We start from the raw sequence: 18,119 nt of genomic DNA on the forward strand, positions 1-18,119 counted from the left end.
CGAAAAATAAAATGGTGAGCCATGAAGGATTCGAACCTTCGACCCTCTGATTAAAAGTCAGATGCTCTACCAACTGAGCTAATGGCTCATACTCACCAACGTCATATTTTCGTGACGACAAGACATATCATAGCATATTATCTTTTGTTTTTGCAATACCTTTTTTTATTTTTTTATAAAAGATAAGAAAAAACTCATGAGAGCATGAGTTTTTTCTTACAAAAATCAATTTCTTATATCAATTAAGCTTCGTATACATTACGAACGATATTTGTTTGATTACGATCTGGTCCAACTGAGAACATAGATAATTGGATTCCTGTTAATTCAGAAACACGCTCTACGTATTTTCTTGCATTTTCAGGAAGTTCGTCTAATGATTTTACACCAGTAATATCTTCTTCCCAACCTGGAAGCTCTTCATATACAGGCTCACATTTCGCTAAGATGTTTAAGTTTGCTGGAACTTCATCGATAACTTCTCCATTGTATTTGTAAGCAACACAAATTTTAAGAGTTGGAATACCTGTTAGAACGTCGATAGAATTTAATGATAAATCCGTTAAACCACTAACACGACGTGCATGTCTTACAACAACGCTATCGAACCAACCTACGCGGCGTGGACGACCAGTTGTCGTTCCATACTCACGACCAACTTCACGAATTTGGTGACCAATTTCATCATGAAGCTCAGTAGGGAATGGACCATCACCTACACGACTTGTATATGCTTTACATACACCTACAACGCGAGTAACTTTCGCAGGACCAACTCCAGTTCCAACTGTTACACCACCAGCAATCGGGTTAGAAGATGTAACGAACGGGTACGTACCGTGGTCGATATCAAGCATAACACCTTGTGCACCTTCAAATAATACACGGTGATTGTTATCTAGTGCATCATTTAATACAACAGATGTGTCGCATACATATTGTGCGATTTGTTGTCCGTATTCGAAGTACTCTTCAAAGATTTCTTCTACGCTGAAACCTTCTGTATCGTACATTTTTTCAAACAAACGATTTTTTTCTACTAAATTGCGCTCAAGCTTCTCTTTAAATGCTTCACGGTCTAAAAGATCAGCCATACGGATACCGATACGAGCAGCTTTATCCATATATGCAGGACCGATACCTTTTTTCGTTGTACCGATTTTGTTATCACCTTTACTAGCTTCTTCTAACTCATCTTGTTTTAAGTGATAAGGTAAAATAACGTGCGCACGGTTACTTACACGTAAATTATCAGTACTTACACCACGATCGTGTAAGTATTTTAACTCTTCAAGCAATGCTTTCGGATCGACTACTAAGCCGTTTCCGATTACACAAATTTTCTCTTTATAGAAAATACCAGATGGAATTAAGTGTAATTTATATTTAACTCCGCCGAAAACAATTGTATGTCCCGCGTTATTTCCACCTTGATATCTTGCAACTACTTCCGCATGCTCAGAAAGAAAATCAGTGATTTTACCTTTTCCTTCGTCGCCCCATTGTGTTCCTACAACTACTACTGAAGACATTATTAAAGCACCTCCGCGATTTTCAAACGATCTATTCAAACAATATAATTGTACCAAAACCGAAAAAGAAGTCAACCAAAAAGCGAACATTTTTTTATTAAAATTCATTTTCGTTCGTAAGAATTATATTTTCACATTATGAAAGCCTTATCTTTCCTATATAAAAAAAGAAACACATCTTATTATAAGAAATGTGTTTCTTTTTTATACTGCCTTTATGCCCCATCTTCAAAGCGTCGTTCTAAGTTGACGAATTTATTAAATTCCTTAACAAATGCAAGCTCTACTGAACCTACGGGACCATTACGCTGCTTTGCAATAATAATTTCAATCGTATTTTTATTTTCCGTTTCACGGTCATAGTAATCTTCACGATACAAGAATGCTACAATATCAGCATCCTGCTCAATACTCCCCGATTCACGAATATCAGACATCATAGGGCGTTTATCTTGACGAGATTCAACGCCACGGGATAACTGTGAAAGGGCAATAACAGGCACTTGTAATTCACGCGCAATCCCTTTTAATGTACGCGAAATCTCAGATACTTCCTGCTGACGGTTCTCGCCCGACTTCCCACTTCCCTGAATAAGCTGTAAATAGTCAATTAAAACCATCCCAAGACCTTGTTCCTGCTTTAATCTACGACATTTTGCTCGAATCTCATTTACCTTAATCCCTGGTGTATCATCAATATATATACCAGCATTAGAAAGGCTCCCCATCGCCATTGTTAATTTTGCCCAATCATCAGAAGTTAATGAACCGGTACGAAGTCTTTGTGCATCAATATTTCCTTCTGCACAAAGCATACGCATAACAAGCTGATCCGAGCCCATCTCTAGACTGAAGATCGCTACATTTTCATCCGTTTTTGTCGCTACGTTTTGTGCGATATTTAATGAAAATGCAGTTTTCCCTACCGATGGACGCGCCGCCACGATGATTAAATCATTTCGTTGGAAACCTGCGGTCATCTTATCTAATTCAGTAAATCCAGTTGGTATTCCCGTAACTTCACCTTTTTGATTATGCAAAAGTTCGATTTTATCATAAGCATCTACAAGAACATCTTTAATGTTTTGGAATGCTTTTGCATTCGTTTGATGCGATACTTCTAATATTTTTTTCTCAGCCTCATTTAAAAGGCCGTCCACATCATCTTCTCTCTCATATCCATCCGATACAATATGAGTCGCCGTTCGAATTAAACGACGTAAAAGCGCCTTTTCAGCGATGATGCGTGCATAATATTCTACGTTTGCAGCTGTTGGAACAACTTCTGCTAACTCTGCTAGGTAAGAAACCCCACCAACTTCTTCTAGTAATCCTTGATCAGCCATCGCTGATGTCATTATTACTAAGTCAATTGGTTCTCCCTTATCAGACAACCCAAGCATGACTTCAAAAATCTTTTGATGTTTCGTTCGATAGAATGAGTCAGGTACCAATAACTCCGATGCTGACGTTAACGCATCTTGATCAATCAATATGGCACCTAAAACAGCCTGCTCAGCTTCTATATTATGCGGAGGGGTACGATCAGCCATTACATCACTCATGCGCAATCCTCCTTGCTTAATTTATTTTTATTGTTCACTAACATGAACTTTTACTGTTGCTGTTACTTGCGGATGCAATTTCACAGTGACATTTGTATAACCTAATGCACGGATTGCATCGTCCATTTCAAATTTGCGCTTATCAAGTTTAATCTTGTGTGATTTTTGCATTACATCTACAATTTGTTTGCTTGTGATAGAACCAAATAAACGGCCACCTTCTCCAGATTTCGCCTTTACTTCTACAGTTAATTTCTCTAATGTTTCTTTCAGCTCTTTTGCATTCTCAACTTCTGCTGCTGCATCTTTTTCTTCTTTACGTTTTTGAGCTTCTAAAGTTTTCATACTGCTGTTTGTTGCTTCCGCAGCTAATCCTTGTTTTAATAAGAAATTATTTGCATAACCGTCTGGTACGTTTTTTATTTCTCCTTTTTTCCCTTTACCTTTTACGTCTTTTAGAAAAATTACTTTCATGATTGTGTGCCTCCCTGTAAATAGTCATCAATAACAAATTGAAGCTTCTCCTCAGCTTCATCTACTGTAACATTTTTCATTTGTGTGGCTGCATTTGTCAAATGCCCGCCACCTCCTAAATTCTCCATGATTAGCTGTACATTCAATTCACCTAAAGACCGACCGCTAATTCCAATGAAATTCTCTCCACGTTTCGCAATAACAAATGATGCAATGATACCTGTCATCGTCAATAACGTATCCGCTGATTGCGCAATAAGCACCTGATCATAATAATCATCACTATCAACTTTAGCAATCGCAATTCCATTTTTATAAATGTACGCATTTTTAATGGCTTTTGCAACTCGTAAATACTGATTCATGTCTTCTTTTAAAAGTTCTTGTACAAGTACAGTGTCTGCACCATGCGAGCGTAAATAAGAAGCTGCATCAAATGTGCGAGCGCCTGTACGGAATGTAAAACTTCTCGTATCAACAATAATACCAGCTAACAATGCCGTTGCTTCTAACATTGTCATCTTTAAATTTTTCGGTTGATACTCAAGTAATTCTGTAACAAGCTCTGCTGTTGAAGAAGCATACGGTTCCATATAAACAAGCAATGGATCTTCAATGAAATCTTCCCCGCGGCGATGATGGTCAATAACCACTACATTTTCAATCTTATGTAACAGTTTTTCCTCCATCACCATCGAAGGTTTATGCGTGTCAACAACAACAAGTAATGAATCATCATTTGCAAATTCCATCGCTTGCCCTGGTGTAATAAAGTGTGACCATAACTCTTCATTTTGTTTCACTTTATCCATCAAACGTTTGATTCCTTTATCCGAATCATTTTCGTCTAATACAATATATCCTTTGCGCTCGTTTAATTGAGCTACCTTTAAAATACCAATCGCTGCACCAATCGCATCCATATCAGGAGCTCTATGCCCCATTATAATGACATTACTGCTTTCTAATACTAAATCCTTTAACGCATGCGAAATAACTCTAGCACGTACACGGGTACGCTTTTCAACCGGATTCGTCTTACCACCGTAAAACTTAACTTTACCCGTTGCTTGTTTAATAGCTACTTGGTCTCCTCCTCGTCCTAACGCAAGGTCTAAACCAGATTGAGCCATCGCTCCAAGCTCCGATAAAGGTAAATCACCTGAGCCAACACCAACACTTAATGTAAGTGGTATATTCCTTTTGGATGTTTCTTCACGCACTTGATCCAAAATACTAAATTTCCCTTTCTCCATTTGTGCTAAAATACTTTCATTTAGTACAACGAAGAATCTTTCTGAAGATGCACGTTTCAAATATGCACCATACTTAACAGCCCATTCATTTAGACGCGACGTGACAAGGCTTGTTATATTCGTACGTAATTGATCATCTAATCCTTGTGTAACTTCATCATAATTGTCTAAATAAATAACAGCTAAAACCGTACGCTGATCCTCATACATTTTTTCAATCTCTGTTTGCTCAGTTACATCAAAAAAATAAATTAGTTTTTCTTCTTTCCTTACAAACACACGAAACTTTCGATTATTTAATGATACTATATCATCAGAAGTCTCTCCCTTAATAAAAAGGAGTAATGTTTCTGATACATCGTACAGATGCCACCCAGCTAATGCGTGTTGTCCTAAACATGAAGACAAGTAAGGATTTGCCCAATCAATCCCATAATCCTTATTGTATAACAATATACCAATTGGCATCTGATTGAATGCTTCGTTACTCACCTTTTTTACCCTAGTAATCATATCTGTCGTATATTTTTCAAAGTTCCTTTGAAAAGTAAGTTCAAATCGTATAACTAAAAGGAAAACGATGCTAAAAATAAAAAAAGCGGCTATCCCCATAATTAAGTGAAAATAACAAAGAATCGAGATTAGCACCAACACAAAAAATGCCAATACGTAAACAGGATATAAAAACCACTGTTTCTTATAAAATTCAGGCATGTATACAACTCCTATAACGTAAAACCAACTAAATTTCTAGTTAGTTAAACAGATTAAACACCTTAAAATAGCATAGAAATGCTATTTTATCCCTTTGTTTTTCATTGCATTTTAGAACGCAATGAAATCCCTAAATCAATTATACCTAAGATTGTCACAAGAGGAAACAGCATTGGAATAAACATACATACAATAAAACTAATAATAGGGACGCCTTTTGTAAAACCTTTTTTGTGTGCTAAAAAGGTGATAAACGTTAATCCTTGCAATACAAGCAGCAAAGCAAAGATTACATATAGGTTAGAAAATACCATATGTAAATATGATGTTGGTTCAACTTTCATGAAAGTTGATAACAAAATAAATATGACGTAATACCAGACAATACTCTTTGGCAATTGTATATCTTTAAATTTCGGCCAAGGTGCCGCGTCGTACTTTAACTTTCTCAAAACACTACTTGATATTATCACTGTAATCCAAGAAAAACATACAGAAACTAGCACAAGTATACTTGGAAATAAGGTTTGTAATATATCATTCATTTGTGCAAATAATTCTTTTTGTTCTTTACTAACTGGCATACCAGCCGCATTTGCTATTTTTTCGCTTTGCGCCATGCTTTCACTAAACATATTTTGCATTTGCTTCATTAAATCTATGTTAAAAAACTTTATACTTCCCACATAAATGAGCATCATACCAATTAAATATGCAAGTGTTCCAGCTATCAATATCTCCACTGGTTTTTTCCCTTTTTTATACATATATCCTAATACAACACCTATTAACCCAAACATCACTGTCTTTATGAGACTAATCGGTTGACTCACGATAACTGTAACAAAAAGCGCCCCTACAAAAATTACGAGCACATTAGATAGTTTATGTCTTACTGTTAATAATATAAATGGTAACGGCAACGCAAATATTGCAACTGTCCCCAAAATCGGAACATACATAGATATAAGCAATAAAATTGCATATATTGCCAATAACGCTGCACCCTCAGTAATAAATTTCGTGCTTTTCATCATCTAACCTCTCTTTCAAAAAGAAAAGCATAGCAAAATGCACAGTAGAGTCCGACTCTACTGTGCATTTCATACGCTATTATTCACCAACATATGGTAAAAGTGCCATTTGACGAGCACGTTTAATTGCAACTGTAAGTTTGCGTTGGTATTTTGCGCTTGTTCCTGTTACACGACGAGGTAAAATTTTACCACGCTCAGAAACGAAACGTTTTAATAAATCAACATCTTTATAGTCAATGCGAGTGATGCCGTTAGATGTGAAGAAACACACCTTACGACGCTTCGCACGTCCACCTTTGCGTCCTGCCATGTCTATTCCCTCCATTCTTTGTTAAAAATAGCCGATTCATACCATTAAAATGGTAAATCGTCGTCCGAAATGTCAATCGGTTGACCAACATTCGAAAATGGATCGTCATTCTTCGTAAATCCAGAGTTACCTTGATTACCTTGGTTACCTGAATTACTAGATTGACCAAATGGGTTAGAGCTTTGGTTACCGAAACCAGCTCCTGATGGTTGCTGATTGAATGAACCACGTTGCTCCCCACCGCCATTACGCGGCTCTAAAAATTGTACGCTCTCCGCAAGAACTTCTGTTACATATACACGTTTACCATCTTGTCCATCGTAATTACGAGTTTGAAGACGTCCGTCTACGCCTGCTAAGCTACCTTTTTTCAAATAATTTGCCACGTTTTCTGCTTGTTTACGCCATATTACACAATTAATAAAGTCAGCTTCACGCTCACCTTGTTGATTCGCAAATGCGCGATTCACAGCTAACGTAAAAGTAGCTACTGCAACACCATTGGGCGTGTAACGTAAGTCAGGGTCCTTAGTTAAACGACCAACGAGGATAACACGATTCATCAATCGAACCACTCTCCCTTATATATCAATTATTTTTCTTCTTCTTTAACAACGATATGACGAAGGATATCTTCGTTGATCTTAGCTAAACGGTCGAATTCGTTAATCGCCTCTGAGTTAGAGTTCACGTTTAAGATCATGTAGAAACCTTCACGTAAGTCGTTGATTTCGTAAGCTAAACGACGCTTACCCCACTCTTTCGTGTTAATGATTTCTGCACCATTGTTTGTTAAAACACCTGCAAAACGTTCAACTAAAGCTTTTTGAGCTTCTTCTTCAACGCCAGGACGAATGATGTACATAATTTCGTACTTTCTCATTACACTTTCACCTCCTTTTGGTCTAAACGGCCCATAATGGGCAAGGAGCAATTAATTTATAGTAATTACTCACGAGTTTAGATTATATCATAGTAAGTTATATGAATCAACTCACCAATACGTAAAAAACTTGGCAAACACATAATATATTTGCCAAGTTCATATCTTTATTTTTCCTAGGAAATATTAAATTAAACGTTAAAGCGGAAGTGCATAACATCTCCGTCTTTTACGATATACTCTTTTCCTTCTAAACGTACTTTTCCAGCTTCTTTTGCAGCTGTCATAGAACCGTTTGTCATTAAATCATCATAAGAAACTGTTTCCGCGCGAATAAATCCACGCTCAAAGTCTGTATGAATTACGCCAGCACATTGTGGTGCTTTCATACCTTGTTTAAACGTCCATGCACGCACTTCCTGCACACCAGCTGTGAAGTAAGTAGCAAGTCCTAATAAATCATATGCAGCACGAATTAACTGATCTAAACCAGATTCTTCAATACCTAATTCTTCCAGGAATACTTTTTTCTCTTCTTCGTCTAACTCAGCGATTTCTTCTTCGATTTTTGCACATACAACGATAACTTGAGAATTTTCATTTGCAGCAAATTCTTTTACCATTTGTACATATTTATTTTCAGAAGGATCCATAATATCATCTTCACTTACGTTTGCTACGTATAGCATTTCTTTCGTTGTAAGTAAATGAAGGCCTTTAACAATCTTCATTTGCTCTTCTGTAAATTCAACAGTACGAGCTGGTTTTCCCTCTTCGAAAGCTTCTTTTAAACGCACTAAAATTTCCTGCTCATATACTGCTTCTTTATCTTTTTGTCTTGCTAATTTCGCAACACGCTCGATACGTTTATCAACTGATTCTAAATCCGCTAAGATTAGTTCTAAGTTGATTGTTTCAATATCATCAATTGGATCTACTTTCCCTGAAACGTGTGTAATATTTTCATCTTCAAAACAACGAACAACTTGGCAAATTGCATCTACTTGGCGAATGTGAGATAAGAATTTATTTCCTAATCCTTCACCTTTACTTGCACCTTTTACGATACCTGCAATATCAGTAAATTCGAATACAGTCGGAACAGTTTTTTTCGGTTCTACTAATTCCGTTAATTTATTTAAACGCTCATCTGGTACTTCTACGATCCCTACGTTTGGGTCAATTGTACAGAATGGATAGTTCGCAGATTCTGCTCCTGCTTGTGTAATTGCATTAAATAAAGTGGACTTTCCTACGTTAGGTAATCCAACAATCCCAGCCGTTAATCCCATATTTTTCACTCCTATGTCTCAATCTTTCATCATTATAGATAGTAACGAAAAAAATGACAAGTTTCCTCCAAACGAAAAAAAGTAACAGCTACCCACTGCAACTGTTACTTTCTCTCTATTCTTCATGCTTCACAAGTATTTTTTTTACCTTACGATCAAACTCTCTTCGAGGAATCATTACCGAATGGTCACATCCCTCGCACTTAATGCGGATATCCATTCCCATACGAATAATCTTCCAGCGATTTACACCACATGGATGGGCCTTCTTCATTTCCACAACATCGTACAAGTTATATTGCTTTTGCTCCACTCTCCAAACCCCTCTCCATACTAAATTGCTTTTCCACTAACCAATTCTTCACGATTATATAAAACCATACGTGGATATGGAATTTCAATTCCATGTAAATCCAGACGAGTTTTAATCTCTTTACGAAGAGCTCTTGCAATAACTGCATGTTGCATCGGCTCCACTTCAGCAATAACACGTAATATAACTTCTGATGCAGCTAATGTTTGTACACCTAACAATTGAGGCGTTGTTACCATCTTCTCGTACTTTGCAGGTAATTCTACTAATAACTCTTCAATTACTTGCTCTGCTTTTGCTATGTCAGCCTCATACGAAATAGATACATCAACGAATGCTACACTATTACTAACCGAAAAATTAGTAACTTGAATAATACTTCCGTTTGGTAAAGTATGAATTTCCCCTGTCCAGCTCTTTAGTTTCGTTGTACGAAGTCCAATTTCTAAAACAACTCCCTCAAACTGACCAATTCTTACATAGTCACCAACTGAAAACTGATCTTCTAGCAAAATAAATAGTCCTGTAATGACATCTTTCACTAAACTTTGAGCACCAAATCCGACTGCTAAACCAATAACCCCGGCACCAGCTAATAGACCTGATGCATTAATATTGAACACGCCTAAAATCGCAATCAACATAATAAATATAACAACGTATGCCACAATATTTTCAAGTAACTTCGCTACTGTAACTGTACGACGTTCTGAAATTTGAATTGGCGAACGACTTCCCATGCGAAACGCATTTCGTACAACTGCCCTTGCAACTCGCACAATGATTGCACCAAGTATTAAAATAACGACTATTTTTAGTGATTTTACACCTATATTCGTCCAATCAATGGACTCAAACCATTTCAACGCTAAATCCATGTACCTCTACCTCTCCAGCTAAAATTTCTTTTTAGTTATCCTTCTCATTGTATCAGAAGTCTCTCTGATTTCTGAAAAAATTTTATGACTTTAATTCCATTTGTTAACTTCTATCCAGGTATAAAATGGAGCGAATATATATATACTAGTACTATTATTTCCGTTTTCACTCACATTTTGCAAAAAGTACGCACTTATAGTTTTCCATTTTACTCAACGTATAACATATTTTGAAAATTTATTAAAAGGATGGGTGCTTCATGAATATTGGAAGTTTTCGCTTACCTTTTTTCGAAAAAGAAACTCAAAATGTTATGCACCAAGACTTAGAAGCCTCCGAGACAATCAGTAACTTTTTACTTTCCCATATTCCCATTAAAACTAACATACCACTCATTCTCGTTTGTATCGGAACAGATCGTTCCACCGGTGATGCACTCGGCCCATTAGTTGGCACTAAACTAGAACAAGTAGAAATTAAAAACTTCCAAGTATTCGGCACACTAGATGAACCAATACATGCGTTAAATTTAGAAGAGAAAATTCAGAATATACAGAAAGAAAATCCTACTTCTTTTATAATTGCTGTTGATGCATGCTTAGGAAAATCTCAAAGTATCGGTTCAATCACTACTGGAAAGGGACCTAGTAAACCTGGAGCTGCGATGAATAAGAAATTACCTGCAGTTGGTGATTTGCATATACACGGCATCGTCAATCTAAATGGTTTTATGGAGTTTTTTGTTCTTCAAAATACAAGATTAAGTTTAGTCATGAAAATGGCTGATGTAATTGCACAAAGTATAAAAGAAACGGATCAAAAATTATCTGCGTTAAAAAAAGCAAACCATCTCTAAATAATAAGATGGTTTGCTTTTTAGTTTTTCTGTGATAATAATTCTAAAATACGATTTAAATCTTCTTTATTGAAAAATTCAATTTCAATTTTACCTTTTTCTTTTTTTGTTTCTTTAATTTTTACATCTGTACCAAACTTTTCTCTTAAGAACGTCTCGCGCTCTACGAAGAATATATTTCGATCTTTTTTTATCTGTTTTGTTTCACGTGAAACGCTTTGATTAATCTCCTGGACAATTTTTTCTAATTGGCGAACATTTAATCCTTCTTTTTCGATTCGTTTCAACAAAGACTTCAGCTGTTCTTCATCTTTTATCGTAAGTAAGGTTCTACCGTGAGCCATTGAAAGTTGACCATTTGCAATCATATCTTGTACGAACGAAGGGAGGCTTAATAACCGAGTATAATTTGCAATGTAAGGTCTGCTTTTACCAAGACGTTTCGCTAATTGTTCTTGCGTTACATTTAGCTCACTCATTAACATCTGATATGCCATTGCCTCTTCCATAGGATTTAAATCTTCTCGTTGTAAGTTTTCAAGCAAAGCAAATTCCATCATTTGCTGCTCGTTTAATTGCCTTACAACAGCAGGAACCTTTTCAAGTCCAGCCTCTTTAGCAGCACGATATCTTCTTTCACCTGCAACAATTTCATATCCCTTAATACTCTTTCTAGCGATTAATGGTTGCAATATGCCATGTTCTTTAATAGAAGCCGCTAATTCCTGAATTGCTTCTTTATTGAAATGCTTACGTGGTTGATATGGGTTCGGCCTTAATTCAGTTACTATAATCTCCTGAATTGTTTCTTCTTCCTTCACATCCAAATCAGGAAAAAACACATTAATTCCTCTTCCTAATCCTTTAGCCACCTGCAATCACTTCCTCTGCTAAATCTATATATACTTCTGCTCCTCTTGATTTAGCGTCATACTGCATAATCGGTTTCCCATGACTTGGCGCCTCACTTAAGCGCACATTTCGAGGAATAATCGAACGGTATACTTTATCCCTAAAGTATTTTTTCACTTCATCTATAACTTGAATCCCTAAATTTGTACGGGCATCCAACATCGTTAACAATACACCTTGGATTGCTAAATTTTTATTTAAATGTTTTTGCACAAGTCGAACCGTATTTAATAGCTGACTTAATCCTTCTAGTGCGTAATATTCACACTGAACAGGAATAATAACTGAATCCGCTGCTGTTAATGCATTAATCGTTAATAACCCTAAGGATGGGGGACAGTCGATAATAATATAATCATATTCATCACGAACTGGCTGTAATGCCCTTTGCAAACGTACTTCCCGGGAAATAGTCGGTACCAATTCAATTTCAGCACCGGCCAATTGAATTGTAGCGGGTAGAACATCTAAGTTTTCAGTTGCGGTTTTCCGTATAACTCCTTGAACATCTGCATCTTCCACCAGAACATTATAAATACATTGATCTAATTCGGATTTTTCAATTCCCACACCAGTCGTGGCATTTCCTTGAGCATCAATGTCTACGAGAAGGACTTTTTTACCTACTTGCGCCAATCCAGCCCCTAAATTAACAGATGTTGTTGTTTTTCCAACACCGCCTTTTTGATTAGCAATAGCAATGATTTTTCCCATGATGTCACCTACTTTCAACCTTTCTATCTTATTCTAGTAACAATTACGTTTATTGTAACATGAAATAAAAGCTTTTCTTTTACGTCCTTATTAAACTTCAAAATTTATTTCTAAACTCCTTCTTCATTAACAAGAAAATATAGTAAAAGAGACCTCTCCACTAGGATAAGGTCTCTAACACGCCATTATTATTTTTTCTTCGGAATTTTAATCGTAATTTGATAGTACTCATCAAATTCTTCTTCCTCAGAATTAACATTTAAACCACTATTAGCAACCATTTCTAATGACTGCCTAATTGTATTCATAGCAATTCTCGTATCTCTACTTACTGCTTTTTGCTTCGCTTTACGCTTCGGTTTTGCTTCCTCTAATAATTTTGCAATTCGTTCTTCTGTTTGCTTTACATTCAGTTGTTTTTCCACAATTTCTTGTAAAACCTTCAGTTGTAATTCCTCATTTTTTAAAGGAATGAGAGCACGAGCGTGACGCTCTGTAATACTTTTTTCTAATAATGCACTTTTTACTTCTTCAGGCAACTTTAACAATCGCAACTTATTTGCGATTGTGGATTGCCCTTTTCCAAGTCGTTGTGCCAGTGCTTCTTGTGTTAAATTATGTAACTCAATCAGCTTTTGATATGCCACAGCTTCCTCGATTGCTGTTAATTCCTCACGTTGCAAATTTTCAATTAGCGCTACAGAAGCTGTCTCTGTATCATTTAAGTTCTTTATAATCGCAGGAACCTTTTCCCACCCTAGCTTCGTTGCTGCGCGGAAACGTCTTTCTCCAGCAATAATCTCATACTTATCATCCTCATATTGCCTCACGACAATCGGCTGGATAAGCCCATGAGTACGAATCGTTAATGCTAGTTCATCGATTCGTGCATCATCGAAAACTGTTCGTGGTTGATAACGGTTAGGGGTAATATTTACTATCGGGATTTCTTGTATTTCCTCATATACCTTTTTATCTATTTCTTCATGGCTTTCCTCTTGTAATTCGAATTCGCTCTCTTTATCTCCAAAGCCAAATAAACGAGAAAACGTATTTTTCATACATATTCCACCACCTTTTAGGCCTATTGACTATTCTCCATAAAATGTTTCCTATGAAACATTTACGTTTTCATTTATATAATTCAATCTTACGTCTAATAAGATTTATTTTTCAATAGGTAATTTATTGGGTGTTCCCGGTTTGCGTGGATATTTCTTTGGTGTCTTGCGCTTTTTCTCGATTAATAAAATATTACGTTCACTTTCCTCAAATGGTAATTGGAACGTAGACATTTCTTTTAATTCCCCGCCTAGTACCTCTAAAGCATACTTGCCATTTTCAATTTCTTCGTTTGCTGCAGCACCTTTCATTGCAATAAATGTTCCTCCAACTTTTACAAGTGGTAAACATAGCTCACTTAATACAGAAAGACGTGCAACTGCACGTGCCATCACAATATCGTATGATTCACGTACACCTTCTTTTTTCCCAAATGTTTCAGCACGATCATGACAAAATGCAACATCACTTAACTCTAATTTTTGCGCTAAGTGATTTAAGAAATTAATACGTTTTTGTAATGAATCTACAATTGTTACTTTTAAATGTGGGAAACAGATTTTCAACGGGATACTTGGGAATCCAGCTCCTGCGCCAACATCACAAATAGAGAATGGTTTCGAAAAATCATAATAAAAAGCAGCTGTAATAGAATCAAAAAAGTGTTTTAAGTATACTTCTTCCTTCTCCGTAATAGCTGTTAAATTCATTTTTTCATTCCACTCTACTAACGTTTCAAAGTAGATTTTGAACTGCTCTAATTGTCTAGAAGAGAGGGTGATACCCTTCTCTTCTAGCATAGATTGAAATTGTTCTATGTTCATCTAGCAATATCTCCTTACTATTTATTGGTTCGATACTCGTGCAATTTTTCCTTGTTCAATATACACAAGCAAAATGGAAACATCAGCTGGATTTACGCCAGAAATACGTGAAGCCTGCCCCATTGAAAGTGGACGAACATCTTTCAATTTCTGTCTCGCTTCTGAGGCAAGGCTAGAAATCGCATCATAATCAATATCCACAGGGATTTTTTTGTTTTCCATTTTCTTCATACGATCTACTTGCTGTAAAGATTTTTCAATGTATCCTTCGTACTTAGTCTGAATTTCAACTTGTTCCGTAATTTCATCACTTAATGCTACTTCACTTGGTACTAAAAGATGAATATGCTCATATGTCACCTCTGGACGACGTAATAAGTCACTTGCACGTATTCCATCTTTCAATTCACTTCCACCAATACTACGAATTAATTCTTGAACTTCAGGACGTGGTTTAATAATAATGCTCCCTAAACGTTCCTTTTCCTGTTCAATTTGTAACTTTTTATTTGTAAATCGCTCATAGCGATCTTCTTTAATTAAGCCAATTTCACGACCAACTTCAGTTAAACGAAGATCAGCATTATCGTGGCGTAATAATAGGCGATATTCTGCACGAGACGTTAATAAACGATATGGTTCATTTGTACCTTTCGTTACAAGGTCATCAATTAAGACACCAATATAAGCATCAGCACGGCCTAAAATAACTTCTTTTTTACCTAAAGAACGACACGCTGCATTAATCCCAGCCATAAGCCCTTGTCCTGCTGCTTCTTCGTAACCAGAAGTTCCGTTAATTTGTCCTGCTGTATATAGATTTTTAATCTTTTTTGTTTCAAGTGTTGGCCATAGTTGTGTTGGCACAATTGCATCATATTCAATTGCATAACCTGTACGCATCATTTCAACATTTTCTAGACCAGGGATTGTTCTAAGCATGTCACGTTGCACATCTTCTGGTAAACTTGTCGATAAACCTTGAACATATACCTCTTGTGTATTACGTCCTTCTGGCTCTAAGAAAATTTGATGACGTGGCTTATCATTAAATCTAACTACCTTGTCTTCAATTGAAGGACAATATCTAGGTCCTGTTCCTTTAATCATACCAGAATACATAGCTGAGCGATGTAAGTTTTCATCTATTAAACGATGTGTTTCTGTACTTGTATACGTCAACCAACATGGAATTTGATCCATAATAAACTTTGTCGTTTCAAAAGAGAAAGCTCGTGGCTTGTCATCACCTGGCTGAATTTCTGTTTTACTGTAATCAATCGTATTACTATTTACACGCGGAGGCGTACCTGTTTTAAACCTAACAAGATCAAAACCAAGTTCCTCTAAATGTTCGGATAAAGTAATAGATGGTTGCTGATTATTTGGACCGCTTGAATATTTTAAATCACCCATAATAATCTCACCGCGTAAAAATGTTCCAGTTGTAATTACAACTGTTTTTGCCGTGTATTCAGCACCAGCTTGTGTAATTACCCCTTTACATACACCATCTTCAACGATTAAACGCTCTACCATTCCCTGGAACAACGTTAAGTTTGGTGTTTCTTCAATTGTTTTCTTTAATTCATGTTGGTAAGAGAATTTATCAGCTTGTGCACGAAGCGCACGTACAGCTGGTCCTTTACCCGTATTTAACATACGCATTTGAATATGTGTCTTATCAATATTGCGTCCCATTTCTCCGCCTAATGCATCAATTTCACGAACAACAATCCCTTTTGCTGGTCCACCAACAGAAGGGTTACATGGCATGAATGCTACCATATCTAAGTTAATTGTTAACATTAAGGTTTTTGAGCCCATTCGTGCTGCCGCAAGACCAGCTTCGCATCCTGCATGACCTGCACCGATTACTATGACATCGTATGAACCGGCATTGTATCCCATTGTTTATTCCTCCTAATAATCTCTATCTTTCTAAAACGTTGCTTCGCTTTATTATTTTCCTAAACAAAACTGAGAGAATAACTGGTCAATTAAGCTTTCATGGACGGTATCACCAGTAATTTCACCAAGTATTTCCCATGTTCTTGTTAAATCAATTTGTACCATATCGATTGGAACACCATTTTCTATGGCTTCAATTGCATCTCCAATTGTCGTTCCTGCTTGTGTTAATAATCCAATATGTCTCGTGTTAGAAACATATGTCATATCTGCAGAATCAATTGCTCCTTCAAAGAATAAATCAGCTATCGCCTTTTCAAGCTCATCAATTCCCTGCTCCTCAATTAAAGACGTCGTAATAACACGATTTCCTGCAGCTAGCTCTGTAACACGTTCCATATCAATCTCTTGCGGTAAATCTGTCTTATTGACAATAATAATGAAGTCTTTTCCTTGTACGGCACGGAATAGTTCTTCATCTTCATTCGTTAAAGCTTCACTATAATTGACTACAACTAACACTAAATCGGCCTGGCTCATCATTTCTTTTGAACGCTCTACACCAATTCGTTCAACAACATCTTCTGTTTCACGAATACCTGCTGTATCTATAAGTTTAAGTGGTACACCACGCACATTAACGTACTCTTCAATAACATCTCTCGTTGTTCCTGCAATATCAGTTACGATCGCTTTTTTCTCCTGAACGAGACTATTTAATAGCGATGATTTCCCAACGTTAGGTCTACCGATGATTGCCGTAGCAATACCTTCACGTAAAATCTTTCCTTGCTTCGATGTCTCTAATATTTTCGCAATTTCAGCACGAACATGTGTAGCTTTCTCAATTAAAATATTATGCGTCATCTCTTCTACATCATCATATTCTGGGTAATCTATATTTACCTCAACATGGGCTAACGTTTCCAATATATCTTGACGCAGGCGGCCAATTAATTTAGATAATCGCCCTTCCATTTGGTTGATCGCCACGTTCATAGCACGATCTGTTTTTGCACGGATTAAATCCATAACAGCTTCCGCTTGTGATAAATCAATACGCCCATTTAAAAAAGCACGTTTCGTAAATTCACCAGGCTCTGCCAAACGTACTCCTTGTGCTAAAATAAGCTGTAATACTTTATTTACCGAAACAAGTCCACCATGACAGTTGATTTCTACTATATTTTCACGCGTAAAAGTCCTAGGTGCACGCATAATCGATACCATAACTTCTTCAATTACTTGATTTGTATCTAAATCGACAATATGACCATAATGAATTGTATGAGAATCAACCTGTGTTAAATCTTTCCCTTTAAAAATGCGATCGACTTTCTCAATCGCATCATCCCCACTTACTCGAACAATGGCAATTGCACCTTCCCCAAGAGCTGTGGAAATTGCGGCAATTGTATCAAATTCCATGTCCTTTCACCTCACTTGCTTATTTATCTCTATTTCAACATGATTTTTTTACGTCACTAAATTATTAGGATACCATAACGAACCTATCTGCAAAAGAATAATAACTCATTTTATTATGTCCTCATGTAAAAAACACTAAACTTATTAACAGTGGATA

General features: G+C 36.5%; 18 protein-coding genes and 1 tRNA gene. 1 reads left to right on the forward strand and 18 read right to left on the reverse strand.

Annotated features, from left to right (window positions below):
• Nucleotides 1–12 precede the first annotated feature (12 nt).
• From BAU23_RS15385 to BAU23_RS15440, 12 genes are all read right to left on the reverse strand, one after another.
• Nucleotides 13–88: transfer RNA gene (locus BAU23_RS15385), tRNA-Lys, on the reverse strand.
• Nucleotides 89–242: 154 nt separating this feature from the next.
• Nucleotides 243–1,532, reverse strand: a complete 1,290-nt coding sequence (locus BAU23_RS15390) for an adenylosuccinate synthase (protein WP_000100227.1) — start codon at nucleotides 1,530–1,532, stop codon at nucleotides 243–245.
• A gap of 215 nt (nucleotides 1,533–1,747) precedes the next feature.
• On the reverse strand, nucleotides 1,748–3,097 hold the full coding sequence (dnaB, locus tag BAU23_RS15395) for a replicative DNA helicase (RefSeq protein WP_001286241.1): 1,350 nt from the start codon (nucleotides 3,095–3,097) through the stop codon (nucleotides 1,748–1,750).
• Between the two features lie 27 nt (nucleotides 3,098–3,124).
• A complete protein-coding gene (gene rplI / locus BAU23_RS15400) occupies nucleotides 3,125–3,571 on the reverse strand; it encodes a 50S ribosomal protein L9 (RefSeq protein WP_000864226.1) in 447 nt (148 codons plus the stop codon).
• A complete protein-coding gene (locus BAU23_RS15405; RefSeq protein ID WP_071734777.1) occupies nucleotides 3,568–5,541 on the reverse strand; it encodes a DHH family phosphoesterase in 1,974 nt (657 codons plus the stop codon). The genes rplI and BAU23_RS15405 overlap by 4 nt, the downstream gene beginning before the upstream one ends.
• A 101-nt stretch (nucleotides 5,542–5,642) precedes the next feature.
• Complete coding sequence (locus BAU23_RS15410) at nucleotides 5,643–6,575, reverse strand: YybS family protein (RefSeq protein WP_000843150.1); 933 nt, start codon at nucleotides 6,573–6,575, stop codon at nucleotides 5,643–5,645.
• Between the two features lie 79 nt (nucleotides 6,576–6,654).
• The gene (rpsR, locus tag BAU23_RS15415) at nucleotides 6,655–6,888 is read right to left on the reverse strand and encodes a 30S ribosomal protein S18 (RefSeq protein ID WP_000918874.1); all 234 of its coding nucleotides are present in this window, start codon (nucleotides 6,886–6,888) and stop codon (nucleotides 6,655–6,657) included.
• A gap of 44 nt (nucleotides 6,889–6,932) precedes the next feature.
• On the reverse strand, nucleotides 6,933–7,454 hold the full coding sequence (gene ssb / locus BAU23_RS15420) for a single-stranded DNA-binding protein (RefSeq protein WP_000981963.1): 522 nt from the start codon (nucleotides 7,452–7,454) through the stop codon (nucleotides 6,933–6,935).
• A gap of 26 nt (nucleotides 7,455–7,480) precedes the next feature.
• Complete coding sequence (gene rpsF / locus BAU23_RS15425) at nucleotides 7,481–7,771, reverse strand: 30S ribosomal protein S6 (RefSeq protein WP_001233782.1); 291 nt, start codon at nucleotides 7,769–7,771, stop codon at nucleotides 7,481–7,483.
• Between the two features lie 191 nt (nucleotides 7,772–7,962).
• The gene (gene ychF / locus BAU23_RS15430; protein ID WP_000524673.1) at nucleotides 7,963–9,063 is read right to left on the reverse strand and encodes a redox-regulated ATPase YchF; all 1,101 of its coding nucleotides are present in this window, start codon (nucleotides 9,061–9,063) and stop codon (nucleotides 7,963–7,965) included.
• 115 nt (nucleotides 9,064–9,178) lie between these two features.
• Nucleotides 9,179–9,376, reverse strand: a complete 198-nt coding sequence (locus BAU23_RS15435) for a DUF951 domain-containing protein (RefSeq protein ID WP_000436055.1) — start codon at nucleotides 9,374–9,376, stop codon at nucleotides 9,179–9,181.
• A 20-nt stretch (nucleotides 9,377–9,396) separates the two neighbouring features.
• Nucleotides 9,397–10,254, reverse strand: a complete 858-nt coding sequence (locus BAU23_RS15440) for a mechanosensitive ion channel family protein (protein ID WP_000362301.1) — start codon at nucleotides 10,252–10,254, stop codon at nucleotides 9,397–9,399.
• 260 nt (nucleotides 10,255–10,514) lie between these two features.
• Here BAU23_RS15440 and yyaC point away from each other — a divergent pair, with 260 nt between their 5' ends.
• A complete protein-coding gene (gene yyaC, locus BAU23_RS15445) occupies nucleotides 10,515–11,111 on the forward strand; it encodes a spore protease YyaC (protein ID WP_001020734.1) in 597 nt (198 codons plus the stop codon).
• Nucleotides 11,112–11,131: 20 nt separating this feature from the next.
• Here yyaC and spo0J read toward each other — a convergent pair whose 3' ends face one another.
• The 6 genes from spo0J to mnmE all read right to left on the reverse strand — a co-directional run bounded on the left by spo0J (nucleotide 11,132) and on the right by mnmE (nucleotide 17,962).
• On the reverse strand, nucleotides 11,132–11,983 hold the full coding sequence (gene spo0J / locus BAU23_RS15450; protein WP_001051821.1) for a stage 0 sporulation protein Spo0J: 852 nt from the start codon (nucleotides 11,981–11,983) through the stop codon (nucleotides 11,132–11,134).
• Entirely contained in the window at nucleotides 11,976–12,737 is a 762-nt protein-coding gene (gene soj / locus BAU23_RS15455; RefSeq protein WP_000516117.1) for a sporulation initiation inhibitor protein Soj, read from the reverse strand. The genes spo0J and soj overlap by 8 nt, the downstream gene beginning before the upstream one ends.
• A 188-nt stretch (nucleotides 12,738–12,925) precedes the next feature.
• Nucleotides 12,926–13,798: a nucleoid occlusion protein gene (gene noc / locus BAU23_RS15460; RefSeq protein ID WP_071734778.1), complete on the reverse strand. Its 873-nt coding sequence runs from the start codon at nucleotides 13,796–13,798 to the stop codon at nucleotides 12,926–12,928.
• Nucleotides 13,799–13,903: 105 nt separating this feature from the next.
• A complete protein-coding gene (rsmG, locus tag BAU23_RS15465) occupies nucleotides 13,904–14,623 on the reverse strand; it encodes a 16S rRNA (guanine(527)-N(7))-methyltransferase RsmG (RefSeq protein WP_001019628.1) in 720 nt (239 codons plus the stop codon).
• Between the two features lie 21 nt (nucleotides 14,624–14,644).
• Entirely contained in the window at nucleotides 14,645–16,534 is a 1,890-nt protein-coding gene (mnmG, locus tag BAU23_RS15470; RefSeq protein WP_000541046.1) for a tRNA uridine-5-carboxymethylaminomethyl(34) synthesis enzyme MnmG, read from the reverse strand.
• A gap of 51 nt (nucleotides 16,535–16,585) precedes the next feature.
• Nucleotides 16,586–17,962 carry a tRNA uridine-5-carboxymethylaminomethyl(34) synthesis GTPase MnmE gene (gene mnmE, locus BAU23_RS15475; protein WP_000393751.1) on the reverse strand — a complete coding sequence of 459 codons (1,377 nt, stop codon included), beginning with the start codon at nucleotides 17,960–17,962 and terminating at the stop codon, nucleotides 16,586–16,588.
• Nucleotides 17,963–18,119: the final 157 nt, after the last annotated feature.

Origin of the sequence: Bacillus nitratireducens (genome assembly GCF_001884135.1) — a bacterium.
In the GTDB taxonomy this organism is placed as follows: domain Bacteria; phylum Bacillota; class Bacilli; order Bacillales; family Bacillaceae_G; genus Bacillus_A; species Bacillus_A nitratireducens.

Coding starts and splice junctions, on each gene's coding strand:
- BAU23_RS15390 (WP_000100227.1), bottom strand. CDS start 1,532: ATGTCTTCAGTAGTAGTTGTAGGAACACAATGGGGCGACGAAGGAAAA.
- dnaB (WP_001286241.1), bottom strand. CDS start 3,097: ATGAGTGATGTAATGGCTGATCGTACCCCTCCGCATAATATAGAAGCT.
- rplI (WP_000864226.1), bottom strand. CDS start 3,571: ATGAAAGTAATTTTTCTAAAAGACGTAAAAGGTAAAGGGAAAAAAGGA.
- BAU23_RS15405 (WP_071734777.1), bottom strand. CDS start 5,541: ATGCCTGAATTTTATAAGAAACAGTGGTTTTTATATCCTGTTTACGTA.
- BAU23_RS15410 (WP_000843150.1), bottom strand. CDS start 6,575: ATGAAAAGCACGAAATTTATTACTGAGGGTGCAGCGTTATTGGCAATA.
- rpsR (WP_000918874.1), bottom strand. CDS start 6,888: ATGGCAGGACGCAAAGGTGGACGTGCGAAGCGTCGTAAGGTGTGTTTC.
- rpsF (WP_001233782.1), bottom strand. CDS start 7,771: ATGAGAAAGTACGAAATTATGTACATCATTCGTCCTGGCGTTGAAGAA.
- ychF (WP_000524673.1), bottom strand. CDS start 9,063: ATGGGATTAACGGCTGGGATTGTTGGATTACCTAACGTAGGAAAGTCC.
- BAU23_RS15440 (WP_000362301.1), bottom strand. CDS start 10,254: ATGGATTTAGCGTTGAAATGGTTTGAGTCCATTGATTGGACGAATATA.
- yyaC (WP_001020734.1), top strand. CDS start 10,515: ATGAATATTGGAAGTTTTCGCTTACCTTTTTTCGAAAAAGAAACTCAA.
- soj (WP_000516117.1), bottom strand. CDS start 12,737: ATGGGAAAAATCATTGCTATTGCTAATCAAAAAGGCGGTGTTGGAAAA.
- noc (WP_071734778.1), bottom strand. CDS start 13,798: ATGAAAAATACGTTTTCTCGTTTATTTGGCTTTGGAGATAAAGAGAGC.
- rsmG (WP_001019628.1), bottom strand. CDS start 14,623: ATGAACATAGAACAATTTCAATCTATGCTAGAAGAGAAGGGTATCACC.
- mnmG (WP_000541046.1), bottom strand. CDS start 16,534: ATGGGATACAATGCCGGTTCATACGATGTCATAGTAATCGGTGCAGGT.
- mnmE (WP_000393751.1), bottom strand. CDS start 17,962: ATGGAATTTGATACAATTGCCGCAATTTCCACAGCTCTTGGGGAAGGT.